Here is a 22010-nt window from a genome sequence, read left to right as displayed (position 1 = left end):
ACTTTGTATCTCATTAATCAATATCTTTAATTTCTTGCACTTTTCCGTAAATGCGTTGAGCAAGTGCTGCCTCTACAAATGCGTCTAAATTTCCATTAAGTACGGATTGTGGATCAGTGTTTTCAACGCCTGTGCGTAAATCCTTGACAAGTTGATAGGGTTGAAGAACATAAGATCTAATTTGGTGTCCCCATCCAATTTCTGTTTTAGAAGCTTCAACAACATTTGTTTCCTCTTCTCTCTTTTTGAGCTCTTCTTCATAAAGTCTTGCACGTAACATAGACCATGCAGTGGCTCGATTTTTATGCTGAGAACGCTCTGTTTGACATTGAACAACAATACCCGTTTTTATATGTGTGATGCGCACTGCAGAATCCGTTGTATTGACATGTTGCCCTCCAGCTCCTGAGGCACGATATGTATCAATACGAACATCTGCTTCTGAAACATCAACTTCAATATTATCATCAATGACTGGATAAACCCAAATGCTTGCAAAAGAAGTATGGCGCTTTGCATTTGAATCAAACGGTGAAATACGTACCAAACGATGAACACCTGATTCCGTTTTTAACATACCATAAGCGTTATGCCCTTTTACGAGAATAGTCGCTGATTTTATTCCTGCCTCTTCTCCATCATGAATTTCTAACAGGTCAACTTTCATTTTATGTTGTTCAGCCCAGCGCGTATACATGCGTAACAGCATAGAAGCCCAATCTTGGCTTTCTGTTCCTCCTGCACCAGCATGAACTTCTAGATAAGTATCATTCTGATCTGCTTCTCCTGAAAGAAGCACATCTATTTGCCTCTTATCTATTTCATTTTTAAGATTACGTATTGAGTTTTCTGCATCGGTGATAATTTCAACATCACTTTCTTCTTCGCCCATCTCTATTAATTCAATGCATTCTTCAAGCGTTTTTGTAAATGATCGAATACCATTGATTGAATCATCAAGACGCTGACGTTCACGCATCATCTCTTGCGCTTGCTGTGCATTATCCCAAAGCGTTGGATTTTCTGCTTGTTGATTGAGATATTCGAGACGTTTTAGTGATTGATCCCAGTCAAAGATGCCCCCTTAGCAACGTAATTGCCTTTTGGATTTCATCAACTAATGTTTCTATTTCTGCTCGCATAATTGAACACCGTAGTCTTTATTGATTCTTTCTGGTTATGCTTTTTAATATTTATATGAATTCAATGGTTGTCGTAAAGGAATGGTATGACTTCATCAACCTATTTATTGTAGCTATATTGCAAAAAAAAACAGACAAAAACCACCTTCCCCTGCCAAATCATATCAAAGAGGATTTGATCGACTAATACAGCCCACCTGTACCACTTTCAAGAGCTTTGTTGACTTGTGGAGAAGTGGTTGTTGCAGGAATCCCTTCTTGAAAAGAATTGGTACTACCAATGACCTGATATATATCAGCAGGTCCAGTTCCTGGTTTAAATGCTTCTATGATGACATCATGATCTCCTGCTTCAGCAAGCATGCCTGTCTTACGATTAATAGGCATTAAAATCATCCCCTCTGGCATCTTAAATGGCACATCTGGCTTCCCTTTCAGAGCTTTTTCCATGAATTCACCAAAAATAGGTGCTGCCAATGAACTTCCCGTTCCATTATATCCCAATGGTGCTGGTTGATCGTAACCAACAAAAATACCAACGACAAGGTCAGGGGTAAAGCCCATAAACCATACATCTTTAGAATCATTGGTTGTTCCTGTTTTTGCAGCTATATGTCGATTAAGATATCGCAAACGCGCAGCTGTACCACGTTGAACAACGCCTTCCATCATTGATGTAATTTGATAAGCTGTCATAGGATCAAGGACTTGATCTCTCTCATCAATTAATGTGGGTTCATTTTGGTTGTCCCAAGACTGAGCATTACAATTTTCACAGAGACGATCATCATGGCGGTAAATTGTTTTTCCATAACGATCTTGAATTCTGTCTATTAAAGAAGGATGAATAGAGCGTCCTCCATTGGCAATAACTGAATAAGCTGTAACCATCCGTAAAACAGTTGTTTCACCAGCTCCTAAGGCCATGGGAAGATAAGGTTGCAATTTATCTACAATACCAAAACGTTCTGCATATTCAGCGACAAGAGGCATTCCCATATCATAAGCAAGCCGTATCGTCATAAGATTGCGAGAATGTTCAATGCCATAGCGTAGTGTTGAAGGTCCTGCAAATGTACCACCATAATTCTTAGGTTGCCAAATTTCACCATTATATTGGCGAATTTCGATAGGACCATCTAAAATAACCGATGCTGGTGTATAGCCATTATCAAGTGCTGCGGCATACACAAAAGGCTTAAAAGCAGAACCAGGTTGACGATAGGCTTGAGTTGCACGATTAAATTCAGAAGCTGCAAAAGAAAACCCTCCCACCATAGCAAGAACACGTCCTGTATGAGGTTCCATAGCAACAATCGCACCTTCAACCTTTGGAATTTGTTGTAAACGATAAATATTATCTGTATTTGATGTTTTTTCGACGAAAATGACATCTCCAACTTGCAGAACATGAGATAAATCCCGAACCGTTTTTCGATAGCCATTTTCTTTGACAACATTTAATGCCCATTTTGAATCAGCTTCAGACAAAATGGCCGTTTCCCGTTTTGTTGACAACAAACCTGAATCTTCATGTTGTGGTTGTAAACCAATCTCTATTTTATTAGCGTTAGTAGAAAGAACAACAGCTAAACGCCATTCAGGAACATCACTTAATCCCGTAATATTCGCAAGTTCTATGCCCCAATCATCGCTCTTATCAATATGTTTATAAGCACCACGCCATCCTTGCGAATGATCAAACTTAATTAATCCATTGTGTAAAGCGCGCCGAGCAATAAGCTGTAAAGATGGATCAAGCGTTGTACGAATTGAAAGCCCACCTTCATAAAGTGTTTTTGCTCCATAGCGATGCATTAAACGGCGACGCACTTCTTCAGTAAAATAATCAGCAGCAAAAACGTAGCTATCGCTACCGCGTATTGTTGCTCCTAAAGGTTTTGCTTTAGCCTTTTCACCTTGTTCACGCGTTACATATCCATTTGCAACCATACGATCTATAACCCAATTGCGTCGATTAAGAGCGCGTTGTGTATTTTTGAAAGGGTCATAATTTGCTGGTCCTTTGGGAAGAGCAGCCAAATAAGCGCATTGCTCTAAAGTAAGGTCATTAACAGATTTATTAAAATAGGTTAAAGATGCTGCTGCGATACCATACGTGCTACGACCAAGATAAATTTCATTGAGATAAAGCTCAAGAATATGATCCTTTGAATAGGTCTTCTCAATACGCATTGCTAAAATAGCTTCTTTTAATTTACGTTCTAATGTTGCATCTGAACTTAAAAGAAAATTTTTAGCGACTTGTTGTGTAATGGTTGATGCCCCCTCTGGACGTTTTCCAGAACCAATATTACGGATATTATTGATTAAAGCTCTAGAAAGCCCTTCAGGATCTAAACCAAAATGATGATAAAAATTCTTATCTTCAGCTGAAACAAAAGCATCTTTAAGAAGCTTTGGTATTGACTGAATTGGTAAATAAAGACGACGTTTTGTGGCAAATTCTGCCATAAGGCTACCATCAGAAGCGTGAACACGAGTCATCACAGGCGGTTCATAAAGCGAAAGAACTTCATAATCAGGAAGTGCACTGGTTGGCTCCTTTGCTCTCACCCCCTGTATTACGGCCCCCAAAAAACCAATAGTCACAACAAAACTAAGAAGATATCTAAAAAAAATCATTATCAAAATGGCTATCGCTTTCTTTAGAATTGATCGAATAAAATATGTTATCTCATCACCAATACCACAAGGATATCACCACTAAACTGAGATAAAGAAAAAATATTTTCTGCCTTTTACCTAGAAGCGCATATTGATACTCTATTTTCTCACAAATTTAAAGAGGCTGCATAACTTTCTGCTTATACTCGGCAAATTGCCGAATAGAATGAGTAATAGAGTGAGCCATTTGTTGTCTCCATTGGGGATTGTTTAATAATTTTTCATCCTCTTTATTGGATAAATAACCTATCTCTATCAAGACAGAGGGTATATCTGAAGCCCTTAAAACTTGAAAATCAGCATATCGATGAGGATTATTTATAAGATGGATATTATTCTTTGATAAGCTTGAGACAACACTATTCGCAAAATTCACCGAAAAAGCATGCGTTTCACGTCGGGTAAGATCAATCAAAATATCTGTAACCTCATGCGACTCATCTGCAGGCAAACCATCGAGAAGATCAACTTTGTTTTCATTTTCAGCTAAGGATTTTGCAATTGCATCAGATGCTTTATCTGATATCGTATATACTGTAGCACCACGAAGAGAATGCGCACTAATGGTATCTGCATGAATAGATATAAAAAGATCAGCACCAAATTCTTGCGCTTTTTTAACTCTTTCACTTAATCTTAAAAAGACATCAGAATCACGTGTTAAAGCAACAGTGATGTGAGAATCTTTTTTTAATTCATCTCGCAGTACACGTGCAAAAGCTAATGTTACATCTTTTTCCAAAATTCCAGTAACACCTCGCGCACCGCCATCAATTCCACCATGACCAGGATCAAGAATGACGCGGAAATTACGTGTCCGCATTAAGTTTTTTTGTACATTAAGATGAGTTTTTTGCTGTTTTTCAAATATTTCATTAAATTTTTCTTGTGTGCTTTTACTAATATCAATCAACAGTTGCCATAAACCATTATCTAATTTTTGTACTATAGTTTTTTCAACAATAAAAGTAACTTTGCTTGTCAAAATAATGCGTGAAGTCTGTATATCAGATAAACTGTAACGCACATCTGATAACATGCTTGATAATATATTCTGTTTCTTTGAAGATGTATTTTGCGCTGAAAAATCAACTATAGGTAAATTGATAACTAAACGCGCTGGTTTATCCAAAATCTGCAAACGAACATTTGGCTTAGCATTAAAAACCGCAATAATACGTGTATGTGTATTATCACCAATAGTGCGTAAATTGACAAGTTTTATGGCATCTGCAGCTTGGATATTTGTTTGGAATACTAAAAAAAATAATAAACAGTATGGGACGTACAAGATAACATCCCAATAGGTTATTTTTAGCTTTTGGATAAAAATCTTTTTTATCATTAGGTGAAATACTCTACATTAGCCACAATTGATCTCAACCGCATAAAAGCAATAGTTCAAGTTTACTCCATATTTTTCAACAAATGATAAATCTTGGAATTTTTACACCTCTAAAAAACTAAATTAAAGCAATTCAAAGACATTATAATAGGATGCATTATATTGTTACTTGCCAAAACCATGATATCAACATAAAAGAACACTTATGCTTTCTAGCTAATAGACCATCTAAATTATCTGTAGTCCATATTAAGTTGTCTTTAGAAAATTTATTGCATATTACACATTTAGACTTTTTATGGATAAAAATTCTTTATGTCACAAAAGCTAGAATTGCATTATTTAAGATTCGCTGGTTCGGATATCCGAACTTTTTAAAGATTGTTTTGCCGGAGACTTACAAAATTATGAGTCATACAAAACAGATGGAGATGGTGTTGAGAAATGTTGTAAATGCTGTCATGCATTTGCACGTAATATCCCATCCTGTTTTTCTGGTACCTCCCTTTTATGGCAGACAACCCTTTACCTCTGCGAACATTTATACTGTTCGTTTGAATAAAGTTGTGTATGTCGCCTTTAGGATTTTAACTTATGTCAAACAAAATGCTTATAGATGCCTCCCATCCGGAGGAAACACGTGTTGTTGTTGTTCACGGCAACAAAATTGAAGAACTTGATTTTGAATCAGAACATAAAAAGCAGCTCAAGGGGAATATTTATCTAGCACGTATTACGCGTGTAGAGCCGTCTCTTCAAGCAGCTTTTGTCGAATATGGTGGCAATCGCCATGGTTTCTTGACATTTTCTGAAATTCATCCCGATTATTATCAAATTCCTATTGCTGATCGTCTCGCTCTTCTTGAAGAAGAAGAAAAAGCTGCTGTAGGAGAAAATTATACTGAAAGTCTTCCTGAAGAAACAAACAAAAATAAAAAACGCTCCAGAAAAACAAAAAAAGATGAGCGTAACAGTATCATAGCAGCAGATGTTGAAAATGACATGACTTCTGAAGCAATAATACTTGATGATACAGAAGAAGTATTCAATGCAAATGTTTCTCATGATGATATCGAAATGGTTGGTGCAGAGGATGTACGTGAAGAACTCCCTACCTATCAACGAAAACAAGGGCGTCAGTATAAAATTCAAGAAGTGATTAAACGACGTCAAATTTTGTTGGTGCAAGTTATCAAAGAAGAACGTGGTAACAAAGGTGCTGCACTCACAACATATTTATCTCTAGCAGGTCGTTACTCTGTTTTGATGCCTAACACAGCGCGTGGTGGTGGTATTTCACGAAAAATCACGAATATCCAAGATCGCAAACGTCTTAAAGAGATTGTAAAAGAATTAGCAGTTCCTAAGGGTATGGGTGTCATCCTAAGAACTGCTGGAGCAAATAGAACAAAAGCTGAGATTAAACGCGATTATGAGTATCTTACGCGGTTATGGGATACTGTTCGCACATTGACGTTAAAATCCACAGCACCATGCCTTGTCCATGAAGAAAGCAATCTCATAAAGCGCTCTATACGCGATCTTTACAATAAGAATATCAATGAAATTCTTGTTTCTGGTGATCAAGGATACCGTGAGGCGAAAGACTTCATGCGTATGCTCATGCCAAGTCATGCAAAAGTTGTGCAACCCTATCGCGATCCTATCCCTATTTTTGCACGCAACAACATCGAAATTCAACTTGATAAGATGTTGCACCCACAAGTTTCTTTAAAATCTGGTGGTTATCTTGTTATTAATCAAACAGAAGCACTTGTTGCTATTGATGTAAACTCTGGCCGCTCCACCAAAGAATTATCTGTCGAAAAAACAGCATTACAAACTAATCTTGAAGCTGCAGAAGAAATAGCGCGTCAATTACGTTTACGTGATCTTGCTGGTTTGATTGTTATTGATTTCATTGATATGCTTGAAGAGCGCAATGTAAGACTGGTCGAAAAAAAGTTGAAAGAATGCTTAAAAAGCGATCGTGCCCGTATTCAAGTTGGTCACATTTCACATTTCGGTCTTTTAGAAATGAGTCGTCAACGTATTCGCGTGTCGGTTTTAGAAAGTACAACACAACCTTGCCCACATTGTGCGGGAACAGGAAATGTGCGTTCTGAATCATCGATTGCCTTACATGTCATGCGCTCAATTGAAGAATATCTTCTTCGTAATCCGCAACATAATATTACTGTGCGTACACCTGTCACAACAGCGCTCTATATATTAAACCACAAACGTAACATTCTTGTTAATTTAGAAGCGCGCTTTAAACTTAGTATCAGTATTGAAGCAGATGATAGCATTGGAACGCAACATCTCATTATTTCTAAGGGTACAATAGCGGAGGCAGTTTCTCAACCACCGTTAATTGTTGAAGACGATGATAAAGAAGAAGCTAAAGACATAATTTTAGTAGATAGCACATCTATCGAAGATAAAATCCCTGTTGAAGTGAATCAGAAACATCGGCATAAAAAGCGTCAAGATGAGATTAATGACGATGCTCCTTCCAGCATTCATAAAAAAGACAATACGTTAAATGATGATTCTCGTCGTCGAGGACGTCGTCGAGGACGTCGTGGTGGCCGTCGAAATCAAGAGAATAGTTTTTATCAGATTCGTATTCCTTATGCAGAACCAGTAGGAGATTTTGCTAAGCAGGCTTTAGAAGAAATTAAAACAGCACACCATAAACGCCGCACTCCAGCTGCTAAGTCTGTTCAATTTGAGGACGCGAAAAGCAATACACAACACCTAAATATAGAACAAGATGAATCTGTAAAAAATGATACGGTTGTTAAACCTAAAAAACGTAAAACACGTTCTTCAAAAGTATTACAAAATCAACAAGTTATTGAGAATGATCAGAATGTAGAAGCACCAGAATCTTTGGAAAAAAAATCTACAACAAGCTCGATGCATAAAACTAAGATAAAAAAAGTAGATAAATCTACTGATGAAGTGATGAAAAAAACTCCCACAAATGCTAAAAAATCTACAACACGTAAAACGCGCAGAAAGTCACTTTCTCAAAAATCAACACCAACAGAAGAAACATCAGAACAAAAAACTCTAGAAGAGGAATCTGTTAAAGTAGATTCCTCCAAAATTGAAGAGAAAACTAGTCATCCTGTTGTTATATCATCAGTTCCTGACGATGCTCCTAAAACTGGGCGTATTGGTTGGTGGAGACGCAGAAATCCTTCTAAAAATTAAGGTATAAGAAAACCGCCACAAAATATTTGTGGCGGTTTTTATAAGTAAATATAAAAAATTTTACGTTTATTATTTTTGTTTAGCTTTTTCCTGCTCGGCGCGCATGCGATCTTCAATTTCTTTTTGATTTGATTGAATAGCTTGCTGCAATTTTATTTGTTCTTGTTGAAAATCTTTTTCTTCCATACCAGGGCCTGTGTATGCCGCTGTGAATCCACTAAGAGAAAATTCAATAGGATTAGCTGAACCTCGGTAATTAATTGTGGTTACAACCATTTTCGAACCGCTTTTCATAGCAGTAATAAGCTTATCGTCTAAGACATCATTGGCAATACAGCTCGGCCCGTTGCAAATAACATAAGGAATTTTTTTAGAGAAATTATCTCCTATTTGAATATGAACACCTTCTGGCAAAAAACGACCTGTAGGTACTTGAATACCTATACGCTTTTCATTTTGTTTTCCTTTTATTTCAACGAGATTAAAAGCCGTTAAAGGCTGTCCAGTATTTGATACAACAGTATTCATTGTATTACAAACATCAACATCATGCTGCTTACTACAAACCTTATACCAACCTTGAGATAAAGTTTGTGCACCCGCAGAACTATGGATTGTAAAAAAAAGGGCAGCAGCTCCAGCTAATACTGAAACAACAGAACAAATATTTTTATGCGACATGATTAAGTTAGTCCTTTCAACGCGCTTTTACAATAATCCCAACATTAGGAATATTAAATATAATTTTAATCAAGTGTATTAAATTAAACCAATGAAATGACACCTACTTTATGCTTCTTACTGCAAGATAAAGAAAAAAGTCAAATTTGTAGAAAAAAGCTACAAATAGCAAATGAAACTCTTATGCACTCATATACAGAATCCCCCCCTTTTTATGGTATTGGTTTTTTATAAAATTCATCCATAAAATACCTTGGTGCAACGAAAAAAGTAAGATCGCATAAACAAATCAATATTGCAATATAATTAAAGTAAACTCCTATAATATTTTACAGCTCTTATTACTTTAAACTTTCTTTATATTTATAATCTTCTTTTAAGCTATGGAGGATCTAGAAGCGCAAGTATTGCAATGCATAAAACTCCCAAATTATGAGATACATTTGAATATTTCCCTTATGAATTTCCTGATGCAAATCGAAAAGGTAAAAGTTACGTATCGTGTTGTTAGAACATTTTATGGATTAAATCCATTTGTCATCCGTAGTGTTAGAACAACTGCAAAGGGGCTTTTTTCTGATAAACAATTTTTTAGTCTTATGTACGAAACAATGAGTGCACTGAAATTATTTTCTTAATTCAAAGGCGTGCTTTTCAGATAGAAAACCTATAACAGTTGCAGACAATTTATTCACAATAAATCTTCTTAAAGATAAATGAAGACTTCCATATGATCGCTATATGAAACAGATAGAATTCGTTGAAAGAGTTGTCAATTATAGTATTAAAATACATTTCCACACCCAAAAGATCGTGAATTTACACTTCTTTTGGCAGGTGTAATGTTTATATTTCCCAAACATGCTATTAATGTTGATGATTTTGAAAAAAATGGGATGAATAAAATTCTAGAAAGCTATCCCTCTATCATTGAGCATGTTGATCCAAGTTGAACGAATTATCTATAAATGCGCTCTTCATTATTGGGAGCAGAATCTTTCCATTAATAAAGGATTAAACAATTTTAATATCATCAAAATCGAAATTGTTAGCAACATTCCTATAATTTTTCAGCCGTTCGCGAAGGACGTATTATTAAAGAAAGTTTCTCAAAAGCAATTCTTGCGAATCTCATAGAGTTTGTTTTTAATACGAGACGGGTTATAAAAAATAAAAGAGTAAGATAAGTTTTATCAATACTTTTCGATTTTGAATGAGGTAAACAGTATCTTTTTAATAATATCCTATATCAGAACAGAAGGTTATAGTTAGCAATTTGTGTGATAAAAAAATATATTACGATACTTTTTTTGCTTTTTAGAAGATTTATGAAAAATATTTCATTCTATGATGGAAGCTCTCATTATGGCTATATTTTTTAAGTTATTCCTTTCATTGTATTATTACAAAGCTTAAAATGAAAATTTTGAGAGTCTTTTTATCATGAACTTAAAGTTTTGTTTTATAAAAACTTAATGAACGAATATTCTGTGAATACGCTCTAATAAAATGATTTATCACTTTGAATTATAAAAATAAACTCTAAACAGAATTTTTCTCTAACATTTCTACAAGATGTGTCATAATATCTGCTGCTCCAATAAGTCTTTCATCCACTGTAGCCCAATCACGGACAAGAACAATGCTCTGATCTGGACGAATTTTTGCCATCGCGCCTTGTTTTCCAATCCACTGAACAAGAGCAACACTATTCGCAAAATAATTATTGCGAAATTGTATAACCACTCCTTTTGGTCCAGCATCTACTTTTTCTACATGGGCTTTTCGACACAATGTTTTTATATAAAAGATTTTAAGAAGATGTTGAACTTCAAGGGGCAAAGGACCAAAACGATCGATTAACTCAGCTGCAAACTCATCAATTTGTTCTAAATTATTCAATTCTGTCAAACGACGATAAAGCCCCATACGGAGTGATAAATCAGGTACAAAATGTTCTGGTATCATAACAGTTGTACCAAGTGAAATTTGAGGAGACCATTGTTTATCTTCACTTTGTTCTCCATCTTTTAACTCAGTAACAGCTTCTTCAAGCATTTTTTGATACAACTCAAATCCAACTTCTTTGATATGTCCCGATTGCTCTTCACCTAAAAAATTGCCTGAACCACGAATATCCATGTCATGACTTGCCAATTGAAAACCAGCCCCCAACGTATCGAGAGATTGTAAAACTTTAAGACGACGATCAGCCGCAGCAGTTAAAACTTTACCAGCAGGAAATGTAAAAAGTGCATAAGCACGTTGTTTTGAACGCCCTACTCTCCCTCGTAATTGGTAGAGAGCAGCAAGACCAAACATTTCAGCGCGATGTACGATTAATGTATTGGCTGTTGGAATATCAAGGCCTGATTCAATAATAGTCGTTGACAGCAGAACATCATATTGTCCATCATAAAATGCATTCATAATATCATCAAGTTGGCCAGCAGGCATTTGCCCATGAGCAACCACGAATTTGAGTTCTGGAACATGTGTTTTGAGATATTCTTCCACAAAGCTAAGATCAGAAATACGAGGACAAACATAAAAACTTTGTCCGCCACGATAATATTCTCGAAGCAATGTTTCGCGTATAACAAGTGAATCAAAGGGGGCAATAAAAGTACGTACCGCCATCCTATCAATGGGAGGAGTCGTTATCAATGAAAGTTCACGTACCCCTGATAGAGCTAATCCTAAAGTTCGTGGTATAGGAGTTGCTGAAAGTGTAAGAACATGAATATCGCTTTTAAGCTCTTTTAAACGCTCTTTGTGCTTTACACCAAAATGTTGCTCCTCATCAATAATAAGAAGCCCTAGCCGTAAAAAATTAACTGCATCACTTAATAAGGCGTGCGTTCCAATGACAATATCAATCGTACCATCTGAAATACCCTTTTTGACTTGTGCAAGTTCTTTAGCTTTTACCAGTCTTGAAGCATGACCAATTTTAATGGGTAATCCTTGAAAACGTGAAATAAAAGTTTTGTAATGTTGTCGTGAAAGCAGAGTTGTCGGTACAACAACAGCAACCTGATAACCATTTAAAGCTGCAACAAAAGCACTTCGAATAGCAACCTCTGTTTTTCCAAAACCAACATCGCCACAGATTAAACGATCCATTGGTTTTCCTGAAGCTAAATCATCTAAAACAGCATCAATCGCATCCATCTGATCTTCTGTTTCTTCATAAGGAAAACATGCAACAAACTCATCAAATGGTCCAATTGGTGGGACTAAAGCAGGTGCCGAACGCATAGCACGCTCTGCAGCTATACGAATCAACTGACCAGCCATTTCCAATAAATGTTTTTTAAGCCGTGTTTTCCGTGCTTGCCAAGCAACTCCACCTAATTTGTCTAACGTTACATCTGTTCCTTCCGATCCATAACGTGAAAGAAGTTCGATATTTTCAACAGGTAAAAAGAGTCGATCACCACCAGCATACTTAATTTCAAGACAGTCTCGTAAAATTCCAGTTGTCGTAATGGTTTTAAGCCCCACAAATTGTCCGATACCATGGTCAATATGCACAACCATATCACCAGAATTTAAAGTCGCAATTTCAGCAATAAAATTTGTATTGTGTTTACGACGTTTTGGTGATCTTATTAATCGATCACCAAGAATATCTTGCTCTGTTATGATAGCAAAATCTTCCGCTTCAAAACCGTGCTCTATCATTATAACAGCTGCTAATATACGATCACGCGGTGTTGCTCTGACAGTTTGTAATGATTTTACAACATCTATTTTTTTCAATCCATGCTCTTCAAGAACTTGCATTAAACGATGGAGAGACCCTTCACTCCAACAAGCTAAAAGCACCTTCTTACCAGCAGTGCGCAATGAAGCAATATGATGAACAACACTTGAAAAAACATTTTTCTCTTGCGCATTCCGTTCCTTTATAAAATCATATCCCAGTTTAACATTCGCATGAATTACAGTTTGTCCAAAAGTTTGTGGAATATTAAAAGGTGTAAAATCAACACGCGGGCCAGATTGTTGTGCACACTCTAAAACACGCTTTGGTGTTAAATAAAGAAGATGAGGCGCTATCGGATGATAAGAAGTAGAAGTTTCTTTATCATTTTCACGCTCTTTGCGCGCATCATAATAATCTTCAATAAGGCGATAACGCTCAGTGAGCACTTCTTCTATGAGATGGTCAAAAACAATAGGTAAATCCCCACAATGGTCAAAAAAAGTGTCAAGATTGTCATAAAAAAATGGTAACCAATGTTCCATACCGGCAAAGCGCCGTCCTTGAGAAAGAGCTTCATAAAGCATGTTATTTTTTTGTGATACACCAAATGTGCGGATATAATTGCTTTTAAAGCGGTTTATGCACTCAGGAGTCAGAACAACTTCACTCATCGCATGTAACAAAAACTCAGTTTTTTTATTTGTTGTTCTTTGTGTTGCTGGATCAAATATTCGTATAGTTTCCAGAGTATCGCCAAAAAAATCAAGCCGTAAAGGCTCAACTTCAACGGGAGAAAAAATATCAAGAATTCCTCCCCTTATAGCAAATTCACCAACCTCTTGAACAACTGTAACACGTTCAAAACCATTGCATTCTAGAGATTGAATTAAATGCCCCATATTAATAGATTGGCCAACACGTGCGTGAATTATCTGTGTCTCAATCATTTCACGTGGTGGCAGTTTTTGCATAATTGCATTTGCTGTTGTTAATATAATGGCAGGACATGGTCTCTGACGCAAATTTGCTATATGTGTTAAAGTTGATAGCCGACGTGCTGTGATAGAAATTCCAGGTGATATACGATCATAGGGTAAACAATCCCATGCAGGAAATTGAAGTACAGATAAATTAGGCTCAATAAAATTTAAAACTTGCTGTAAATGAGCAATTTTTGTTCCATCACGGACAACATAGATAAGCGGTTTATTTTGTGCAATTTCTGAACGCAATTTAATAAGCGCAAAAGCTTCAAAACCATCAGTAATTCCATCAAAGATCATGGGATTAGAAATATGTTGGGGAATAATAATTTTTTTAAATATTGGCATCGGGATCAATTTAATTTTGTGTAAACATGATAATTTACAATGTCACGAAAAAGCGGACTATCTATTTCAGAGGGAGGTAAAATCTCTCCTGTAACCCACGTTAATAAATCGCGATCATCAAAAGACATAATATACTCAAGTTCAGAAATCATTTTATCAGTCATCTCAGCAATATGAGCATCCACATAGTATCCAAAAATGAGATCCATTTCACGAATACCACGGTGCCATGCACGAAAAATCAATCGGCGACGACGCACGTCCAGTAGATTTTCGTCAACGACAAAAACTGTCATAAAAAGTCTCCTTGAAATAAGTAAACAGTGATATAAATGGCGTTTTCAATTTTTGGAATAAATTTTCCATCTTGACTTAAGGAAGTTCAATAATCTTTTTATCTTTAAGCGTAATTCGGCGATGCATTTGTTTAGCTAAAGCGTAATTATGTGTTGCAATAAGAGCAGCAAGACCAGATTGACGAACAAGCACAGATAAAGCTTGAAAGACATAGGCTGAAGTTACAGGATCAAGATTCCCTGTAGGTTCATCAGCTAAAAGAACCGAAGGACCATTTGCTACAGCACGTGCAATAGCAACACGTTGTTGTTCGCCACCTGACAATTCCGAGGGGCGATGTTTGGCGCGATGAGAAATACGCAGATATGTCAGCAACTTAAGCGCACGATCTTCTGCTACAGATTTTTTAAATCCCGCTATCATTTGCGGTATCATAACATTTTCTAAAGCTGTAAATTCTGGAAGCAAATGATGAAATTGATAAACAAAACCAATATCATGTCGCCTTATAGCTGTTCGTTCACTATCAGAACGCTTTGTACAAGAAATTCCTCGTAATCTCACATCTCCAGCCGTTGGTTTTTCCAATAATCCAGCAATATGAAGAAGTGTTGATTTTCCAGCACCAGATGGTGCAACAAGGGCTACAAGTTCTCCACGATTGAGGATAAAATTTGCTTTATCTAAAATAATAAGCGGTTTATGACTCTCAAAAAAATGTTGCTCAATCTCTACAAGCTCTAAAATAGCTGTCATTATTCATACCTTAAAGCTTTTACAGGATCTAGCTTAGCAGCGCGCCATGCTGGAATGAGTGCAGCAAGAAATGACAAAAATAAAGCCATAACAGCAACTAGAACTGTCTGCCTCCAATCAATTTGCGCAGGCAATTTTGTTAAAAAGTAAAGTTGAGGATTAAAAACATCGACATTAAATAACCAAGAGACAAAATCTTGAATATGATTGATATTTGCACTGGCAATGACACCCAAAATTAAGCCCAATAGTGTTCCAATAATTCCAATCATCATACCAGTGACAATAAATATACGCATAATCGCACTTTGTTGTGCACCCATCGTACGTAAAATTGCAATATCATGGCTTTTGTCTTTTACAAGCATAATCAACCCTGAAATAATATTTAAAGCAGCAACAAGAACGATAAGAGAAAGAATGAAAAACATAACATTCCGTTCAATCTGTAAGGCTGAAAAAAAAGCCTGATTGCGTACACGCCAATCAATTAAATAGATTTGTTGGTCAACAGCTTTCTCTATAATTGGTTTTATTTGATCAACAGCGTCAGGATTATTGAGAAATAATTCTAAAGACTGAACTTTATCTCCTAAATTAAAAAACATTTGTGCTTCATGAAGAGGCATAAAAACAAATATTGAATCATATTCAGACATACCAACTTCAAAAATAGCGCTTACTTTATAAGCCTTAACACGTGGAGTAACCCCAAAAGGAGTTGCATCGCCATCTGGAGTAATGATACGAAGATAATGCCCAACGGTAAGCCCCAATTTTGTTGCTAAACCACTTCCAATTGCAACACCTTCTTCTTTATCAAATTGAGCAAGTGAACCTAACTTAATATTTTGAGATACTGTTTTAAGCTTTTCTAAATCCTGTTTACGCATACCACGAACTAATGCACCAGAGCCCCCTTCAACTTCACCCTGAACAAGTGCTTGACCTTCAATAACAGGTAAAGAAAACTTCACGCCATTTACAGATTCTAAAGAAGAAATAAGAGTCTTATAATCCGAAAAACCAGAATGAACTGCCTGAACTATAAGGTGCCCATTCATACCAAGAATACGATTGAGAAGTTCTGTACGAAAACCATTCATCACCGCCATAACGACAACAAGAGCAAACACCCCTAACATAATTCCAATGAGAGAAATGATTGAAATAACAGATGCAACGACGTGTTTTTTATTGGGAATCATATAACGAAAAGCAATCATCCACTCATAAGACGAAAACCATTTGCCGCTCACCCTCTTCATAACATTGCCTATAAAACTACAGAAAACTGTTTGAGTATATCTTCAACCGTTAGAGATTTTTTTACCCCCGTTTTTCGATCTTTCATTTCAACTTCATTTTGTGCAATGCTTTTAGGCCCAACAATAATTTGTGTTGGTAAACCAATTAAGTCCATCGTTGCAAATTTTGCTCCAGGACGCTCATTTCTATCATCTAATAATGGTTCGAAACCAGCATGTCTTAATCCTTGATAGAGGATTTCACATGCATGTGTACATTTTTCATCCTCTGGTTTCATATTGATGATACCAAAATCGAATGGTGCTATAGACTTTGGCCAAATAATACCATTTTCATCATGAGAAGCTTCAATAGCAGCTGCAACAAGACGCGAAGGGCCAATGCCATAAGACCCCATAGAGACAACATGCTCTTTTCCATCCTGTCCCATAACTTTTGCCCCCATTGGAGCAGAATATTTAGTACCAAAATGGAAAATATGCCCTACTTCTATACCGCGAGCTGAAAGACGGTTCTCTTCAGAAACACCAGCCCACTCTTCTTCATTATGCATTTCCTCTGTAGCTGCATAAAAAGATGTCCACTGTTTAACAATATCAGTTAAAACAGCTTTATCACTAAAATCGATTGAACTGTGTGGAACTGGAAGCTCAAGAAATTGTTTATCACAAAATATAGCACTTTCCCCTGTTTCTGCCAAAATAATGAATTCATGGCTTAGTTCACCACCAATTGGGCCTGTATCAGCACGCATGGGAATTGCTCTTAAGCCAAGACGAGAAAAAGTACGCAAATAAGCAATAAACATACGATTATAAGATGTTTGAGAACTTTCATAATCAAGATCAAAAGAATAAGCATCTTTCATTAAAAATTCTCGTGAGCGCATCACACCAAAACGTGGACGGATTTCATCACGAAATTTCCATTGAATATGGTACAAATTAAGCGGAAGATCTTTGTAAGAACGAATATAGGAACGGAAAATATCTGTTACCATTTCTTCATTTGTCGGACCATAAAGTAAATCACGCTTTTGACGATCTTTAATGCGGAGCATTTCCAAACCATAATCATCATAACGACCACTTTCACGCCAAAGATCTGCAGATTGAATTGTAGGCATTAATATTTCTATCGCACCAGCACGTTCTTGCTCTTCTCGAATAATTTTACAAACTTTATCAAGTACTTTTTTACCTAAAGGCAGCCAAGAATAAATTCCTGATGTTTGTTGACGAATCATACCTGCACGCAACATAAATCGATGAGAAACAATCTCTGCTTCCTTAGGATTCTCTTTTAAAAGTGGAAGAAAATATTGAGAAAGACGCATTGAAACAATTAACTCCTAACCAGGCCCATCATATTAAAAAAATTTAAATAGTGTATATGCTCATCTATAGCTCTATTCCGAATGCTTGCAACCATAACAATCATATTGTTGAAAAATTTATATGTTCTATTCCTTATTGAGCTTATTTTTTACAATAAAATAATTGTATAATTCTTTTCTCTCTTTCTTTCATTAAAAAGAAAATAACATAACACTAAAATGCTTTATTTTGACCGATGTAAAAAAACTGTACAGACGGGCTTTTTTTGCCAAACCTCATTAACAGCCGCTCTAACTGCGCGCCGCGTTGCTTCCCGAATAAGTTCATTATTTTTTCGTTTAATACGTGGAATACTATAAATCGTATTTTCCACAACATCTAAAAGCATATTTTTAAAACTTTCCCCTTTTCCATTACTTTCAGGGAGCCCAAATGTGGTTAAACCTATATCATCAAGCAATTCATGTTTGCTATTCATATGAAGAGAAACAGCAACATAACCAGCATAACTTAATTTGCGACGTTCACGAATTCCTAATTCGTCCTCATCACCAATAAGACAACCATCTTTATAGATGCGACCAACAGGAGCTTGATCAATGACTTCTACTGGCTCTGGTGCAAGACGTAACACATTACCATTTCTAATCTCAGCAACAATTTTAATACCTGCTTGACGCGCTAAATCCGCCTGAGCCGTAAGGTGGATTGCCTCTCCATGTACAGGAACAAGTATCTGTGGCTTTAGCCAATCATACATCTGTAAAAGTTCTGAACGACGGGGATGGCCTGAAACATGAACCAGAGCATGCTCATTGGTAATAACTTTAATTCCCATATCGATAAAACGATTTTGAATCGCAATAATAGCTTTTTCATTTCCTGGTATACTACGAGACGAATAAACAACAGTATCACCAGCAGAAAGTGCAATATTTCTCATTTCATTGCGTGATAGCTTAGCTAAGGCAGCACATGGTTCCCCTTGGCTACCTGTCACAATTAAAACAATATCTTTTCGTGAAATATATCCATAATCATCTTCTGAGAGAAAAGGGGCTAAACCATTCATATAACCAAGCTCTTGCGCAACCAGAATACTCCGCTTAAGAGAACGCCCAACAATAAGAACTTTGCGACCAGCAGATTCGGCAGCAAGAGCTATTGAACGTATCCGACCAACATTAGAAGAAAAAGTCACTATCGCAACCCGCCCCTCTGCTTTCGAAAAAATTTCAGAAAGAGTTGTCTGAACTTGCTGTTCCGATGGTGTTATACCTTCCCGACATGCATTCGTGGAATCACAAAGCAATGCTAACACACCTTTATTGCCTAAAGTGCGAAACCGTTTTTCATCCGTTATAGCTCCAAGGGAAGGCGTAAGATCAATTTTCCAATCACCAGTATGGATTACAGTGCCTAAAGACGTTGTAATTGCCAAAGATACAGATTCTGGAATTGAATGGTTAACAGCAACAGCTTCGATAGCAAAAGCCCCGACCTGAAAAAAATCACCAGATTGAAAAATATTGAGCGGTATTTTATAAGATTCAAAATCTGATTGCTTTTTGCTTTCCAATAAGCCTGCCGTAAAAGGAGTGCAGTAAAGTGGAACTCTAAGCTTTGGCCATAAATCAAGAACAGCGCCATAATGATCCTCGTGAGCATGTGTTAAAATAAGACCACGCACATTATGTTTTTCACTTTCCAAAAAACGAATATCAGGTAAAATAAGATCTGTCCCCGGTAATTCAGGACCAGCAAAACTCACTCCCATATCAACAATAAGCCATTCACGAGAATTTTGTGATCCAAATCCATAAGCAGCCAGATTCATCCCTATCTCACCTACTCCTCCTAAAGGTAAAAAAACCAACTCATTCTCATTGGCTGCAACCATAAACATCTCCTAAATCATTAAGACAATCTGATGGTGAAATAAAATTTTCATAAATTAATAACGGCCTGCATTAACAGAAGCAGCTAAACCAAAATGAACATCTCCAGCTGTTATAATGGCTTGCTGACCATTAGTTTGTTTTATGACACAGTTAAAATCACCATCAAGCCCCTCAAAAATGCCTTCAATGATTTTTTCATCATTGACTATTTTGATATGTTGTCCAAGATGAGCGGAATATAAAAGCCATTTTTTGCGAATTGCCTCACCTCCTTTTGGTTGTTTCCAAAGAAGGTAATTTTTAGAAAAACACTCCGTCAAAACCGTAAACAACTGCCCCGTTTCAACAGACAAACCAATATTATTTAAACTGGAAGTAGGATACGGCGCATCTTCATAATGATATTTTACATTTATTCCAATACCAATAACCAATGCATACTGTTGTGATGGTAATTTAAAAATCTCGAGCAAAACTCCAGAGCTTTTAGCTCCTCCTAGCAAAATATCATTTGGCCATTTTAAGCTAACAATACTGTTTATGTGTTTTTCATCTTTTACAAATTTTTTTACTGCTTCTACCACACTTACTCCAGCAACAAAACCAAGTTGAGCAGCTGTTTGATGAACAATATCATCAATTAACAAAAGACTAGAATAAAGGTTCCCTCTTGGACTAGACCATGTCCTACCTCTTCTTGCTCTTCCCTGTGATTGTTCTTGTGCAACAACCCAGAGATAACCCTGATGACCAGCTTGCGCTTTTTGTTGTGCAATAAGATTTGTTGAATCAACACTTTCGTATGATTCAACAGTGTATCCTTGTTTTTGTGCAAAATCTGATAAAATATAAACCATATTCATTAAAACAATGCGACCGCTGCTCTTTCAGCTAACTCAGCAAACCAGACTCCAAAAAGCGTATAAAATAAAATGAATAATGCAGAAAGACTGAGACAAAACTGAAGCTCATTCGATAAAACAACAAAATGCGCTTTTGCTTCATCAAACCACATAATTTTAATGACTCGCAAATAGTAAAAAGCTCCAACAACAGAAGCTATCATCCCAACGACAGCAAGTGGAGTAAGTCCAGCATGAACAGCAGCAGAAAATGTATACCATTTTCCAAAAAAACCAGCCATGGGTGGAATACTAGCTAACGAAAAAAGTTGTATAGTCATGACTACCGCCATAAACGGATTAGTTTTGACTAATCCTGAAAGGTCATAAATATTTTCAACATTTCCACCACTAGAGCGCATCCCAAGAATAAAAGCAAATGAGCCAAGCGTCATGCCAAGATAAATAGTCATATAAAGAATAACACTTTTTATCCCCAGCATATCTCCAGCAGCTAAACCAACAAGTGCATATCCCATATGACCGATTGATGAATAAGCCATTAAACGTTTAATATTATTCTGGCCAATTGCAGCGAATGCACCAAGTATCATCGATGCAATCGCCATAAATACCAAAATTTGCTGCCATGCAGGCATAGAACCATCAGAATTACTGAGTGGCATAAAAGTCATAACAATAATACGAATAATTAATGCCATCGCAGCAACTTTAGGAGCACCAGCAAAAAATGCTGTAATAGGTGTTGGTGCTCCTTCATAAACATCAGGTGTCCACATATGAAAAGGAACTGCGGAAATTTTGAAAGCCAAACCGGCTAAAATAAAGACAATTCCAAAAATAACTCCTAATTGTAAACTTTCACCTTTTAAAGCAAGAGCAATCTCGTGAAAACCAATTTGACCAGTAAAACCATAAAGCAAAGAAATACCATAGAGCAATAATCCTGAAGACAAGGCCCCTAAAACAAAGTATTTTATACCGGCTTCAGAAGATTTTACATTATCACGATTGATCGCAGCTAAAACATATAAAGCTAAAGATTGTAATTCTAATCCCATATAAAGCGATAACATATTACCAGCTGAAATCATCAGCATCATGCCAAGAGTTGCTAAAAGAACGAGCACTGGAAATTCAAATATATCGAACTTTTGTGAACTGGTAAAACTAACAGACATAATAAGAGCAAAAAGTGCACCAATAAGCGTTAAAATTTTCATATAACGACCAAAAGAATCAATAATGAGCGCATTGGTTTGAAATAAGCCACTTTTCGGAAAAACGGCGATAATTACAATGGTTGCAACAAGAAGTGCAATGGTTAGCCCCGTTACAGTTAAAAAGGAACGTGCATTAGAATAAACACCAATCAAAAGTAAGACTACCGCCCCTAATGCTATTAAAATCTCTGGAAGAATTAATACCAATTGAGCTATGATTTCAGTTTGCATGAGCATTCT

Annotated in this window: 14 protein-coding genes; 2 read left to right on the top strand and 12 right to left on the bottom strand. The window is 36.4% G+C overall.

Translation table 11 applies throughout. From position 1 onward, the window contains the following. Positions 1 to 13: 13 nt before the first annotated feature. The 3 genes from prfB to ME1_RS04410 form a co-directional block, all read right to left on the bottom strand. Positions 14 to 1142 (bottom strand): peptide chain release factor 2 gene (gene prfB, locus ME1_RS04420; RefSeq protein ID WP_155815196.1). Its coding sequence is split into 2 segments (ribosomal slippage): positions 14 to 1072 and positions 1074 to 1142, totalling 1128 coding nucleotides; the frame shifts between segments, so codons are not numbered across the junction. 183 nt (positions 1143 to 1325) lie between these two features. Beyond that, positions 1326 to 3791 (bottom strand): penicillin-binding protein 1A, encoded by a 2466-nt coding sequence (locus tag ME1_RS04415; protein WP_035008945.1) that lies wholly within the window; start codon positions 3789 to 3791, stop codon positions 1326 to 1328. Between the two features lie 154 nt (positions 3792 to 3945). Further along, the gene (locus ME1_RS04410; RefSeq protein WP_004863808.1) at positions 3946 to 5175 is read right to left on the bottom strand and encodes an N-acetylmuramoyl-L-alanine amidase; all 1230 of its coding nucleotides are present in this window, start codon (positions 5173 to 5175) and stop codon (positions 3946 to 3948) included. 594 nt (positions 5176 to 5769) lie between these two features. Between ME1_RS04410 and ME1_RS04405 the strand changes: the two genes are divergently transcribed. Further along, the gene (locus tag ME1_RS04405) at positions 5770 to 8400 is read left to right on the top strand and encodes an Rne/Rng family ribonuclease (RefSeq protein ID WP_004863806.1); all 2631 of its coding nucleotides are present in this window, start codon (positions 5770 to 5772) and stop codon (positions 8398 to 8400) included. 69 nt (positions 8401 to 8469) lie between these two features. On the opposite strand, the gene ME1_RS04400 is transcribed toward ME1_RS04405, so the two are convergent. Next, complete coding sequence (locus ME1_RS04400; RefSeq protein WP_004863804.1) at positions 8470 to 9081, bottom strand: invasion associated locus B family protein; 612 nt, start codon at positions 9079 to 9081, stop codon at positions 8470 to 8472. Between the two features lie 443 nt (positions 9082 to 9524). Between ME1_RS04400 and ME1_RS04395 the strand changes: the two genes are divergently transcribed. After that, the gene (locus ME1_RS04395; RefSeq protein ID WP_245256301.1) at positions 9525 to 9719 is read left to right on the top strand and encodes a hypothetical protein; all 195 of its coding nucleotides are present in this window, start codon (positions 9525 to 9527) and stop codon (positions 9717 to 9719) included. Positions 9720 to 10623: 904 nt separating this feature from the next. Here ME1_RS04395 and mfd read toward each other — a convergent pair. The 8 genes from mfd to nuoN form a co-directional block, all read right to left on the bottom strand. After that, positions 10624 to 14124 carry a transcription-repair coupling factor gene (gene mfd / locus ME1_RS04390; RefSeq protein WP_004863798.1) on the bottom strand — a complete coding sequence of 1167 codons (3501 nt, stop codon included), beginning with the start codon at positions 14122 to 14124 and terminating at the stop codon, positions 10624 to 10626. A 5-nt stretch (positions 14125 to 14129) separates the two neighbouring features. Next, positions 14130 to 14420: an FAD assembly factor SdhE gene (locus ME1_RS04385; RefSeq protein WP_004863794.1), complete on the bottom strand. Its 291-nt coding sequence runs from the start codon at positions 14418 to 14420 to the stop codon at positions 14130 to 14132. Between the two features lie 76 nt (positions 14421 to 14496). After that, complete coding sequence (locus ME1_RS04380; protein WP_004863790.1) at positions 14497 to 15177, bottom strand: ABC transporter ATP-binding protein; 681 nt, start codon at positions 15175 to 15177, stop codon at positions 14497 to 14499. Further along, positions 15177 to 16445 carry a lipoprotein-releasing ABC transporter permease subunit gene (locus ME1_RS04375; RefSeq protein WP_004863788.1) on the bottom strand — a complete coding sequence of 423 codons (1269 nt, stop codon included), beginning with the start codon at positions 16443 to 16445 and terminating at the stop codon, positions 15177 to 15179. The genes ME1_RS04380 and ME1_RS04375 overlap by 1 nt, the downstream gene beginning before the upstream one ends. Positions 16446 to 16453: 8 nt before the next feature. Continuing rightward, positions 16454 to 17782 (bottom strand): proline--tRNA ligase, encoded by a 1329-nt coding sequence (proS, locus tag ME1_RS04370; RefSeq protein WP_004863786.1) that lies wholly within the window; start codon positions 17780 to 17782, stop codon positions 16454 to 16456. A gap of 224 nt (positions 17783 to 18006) precedes the next feature. Beyond that, the gene (locus ME1_RS04365) at positions 18007 to 19683 is read right to left on the bottom strand and encodes a ribonuclease J (protein WP_004863783.1); all 1677 of its coding nucleotides are present in this window, start codon (positions 19681 to 19683) and stop codon (positions 18007 to 18009) included. A 54-nt stretch (positions 19684 to 19737) separates the two neighbouring features. Continuing rightward, positions 19738 to 20547, bottom strand: a complete 810-nt coding sequence (locus ME1_RS04360) for a biotin--[acetyl-CoA-carboxylase] ligase (RefSeq protein ID WP_004863781.1) — start codon at positions 20545 to 20547, stop codon at positions 19738 to 19740. Further along, on the bottom strand, positions 20547 to 22001 hold the full coding sequence (gene nuoN / locus ME1_RS04355; RefSeq protein WP_004863775.1) for an NADH-quinone oxidoreductase subunit NuoN: 1455 nt from the start codon (positions 21999 to 22001) through the stop codon (positions 20547 to 20549). Before nuoN ends, ME1_RS04360 begins: the two co-directional genes overlap by 1 nt. Positions 22002 to 22010 lie beyond the last annotated feature (9 nt).

This window comes from Bartonella vinsonii subsp. arupensis OK-94-513, assembly GCF_000278235.1.
In the GTDB taxonomy this organism is placed as follows: Bacteria; Pseudomonadota; Alphaproteobacteria; order Rhizobiales; family Rhizobiaceae; genus Bartonella; species Bartonella arupensis.
Note: the sequence above shows the minus strand (reverse complement) of the source record. Positions and strands in the feature narration are given on the sequence as shown.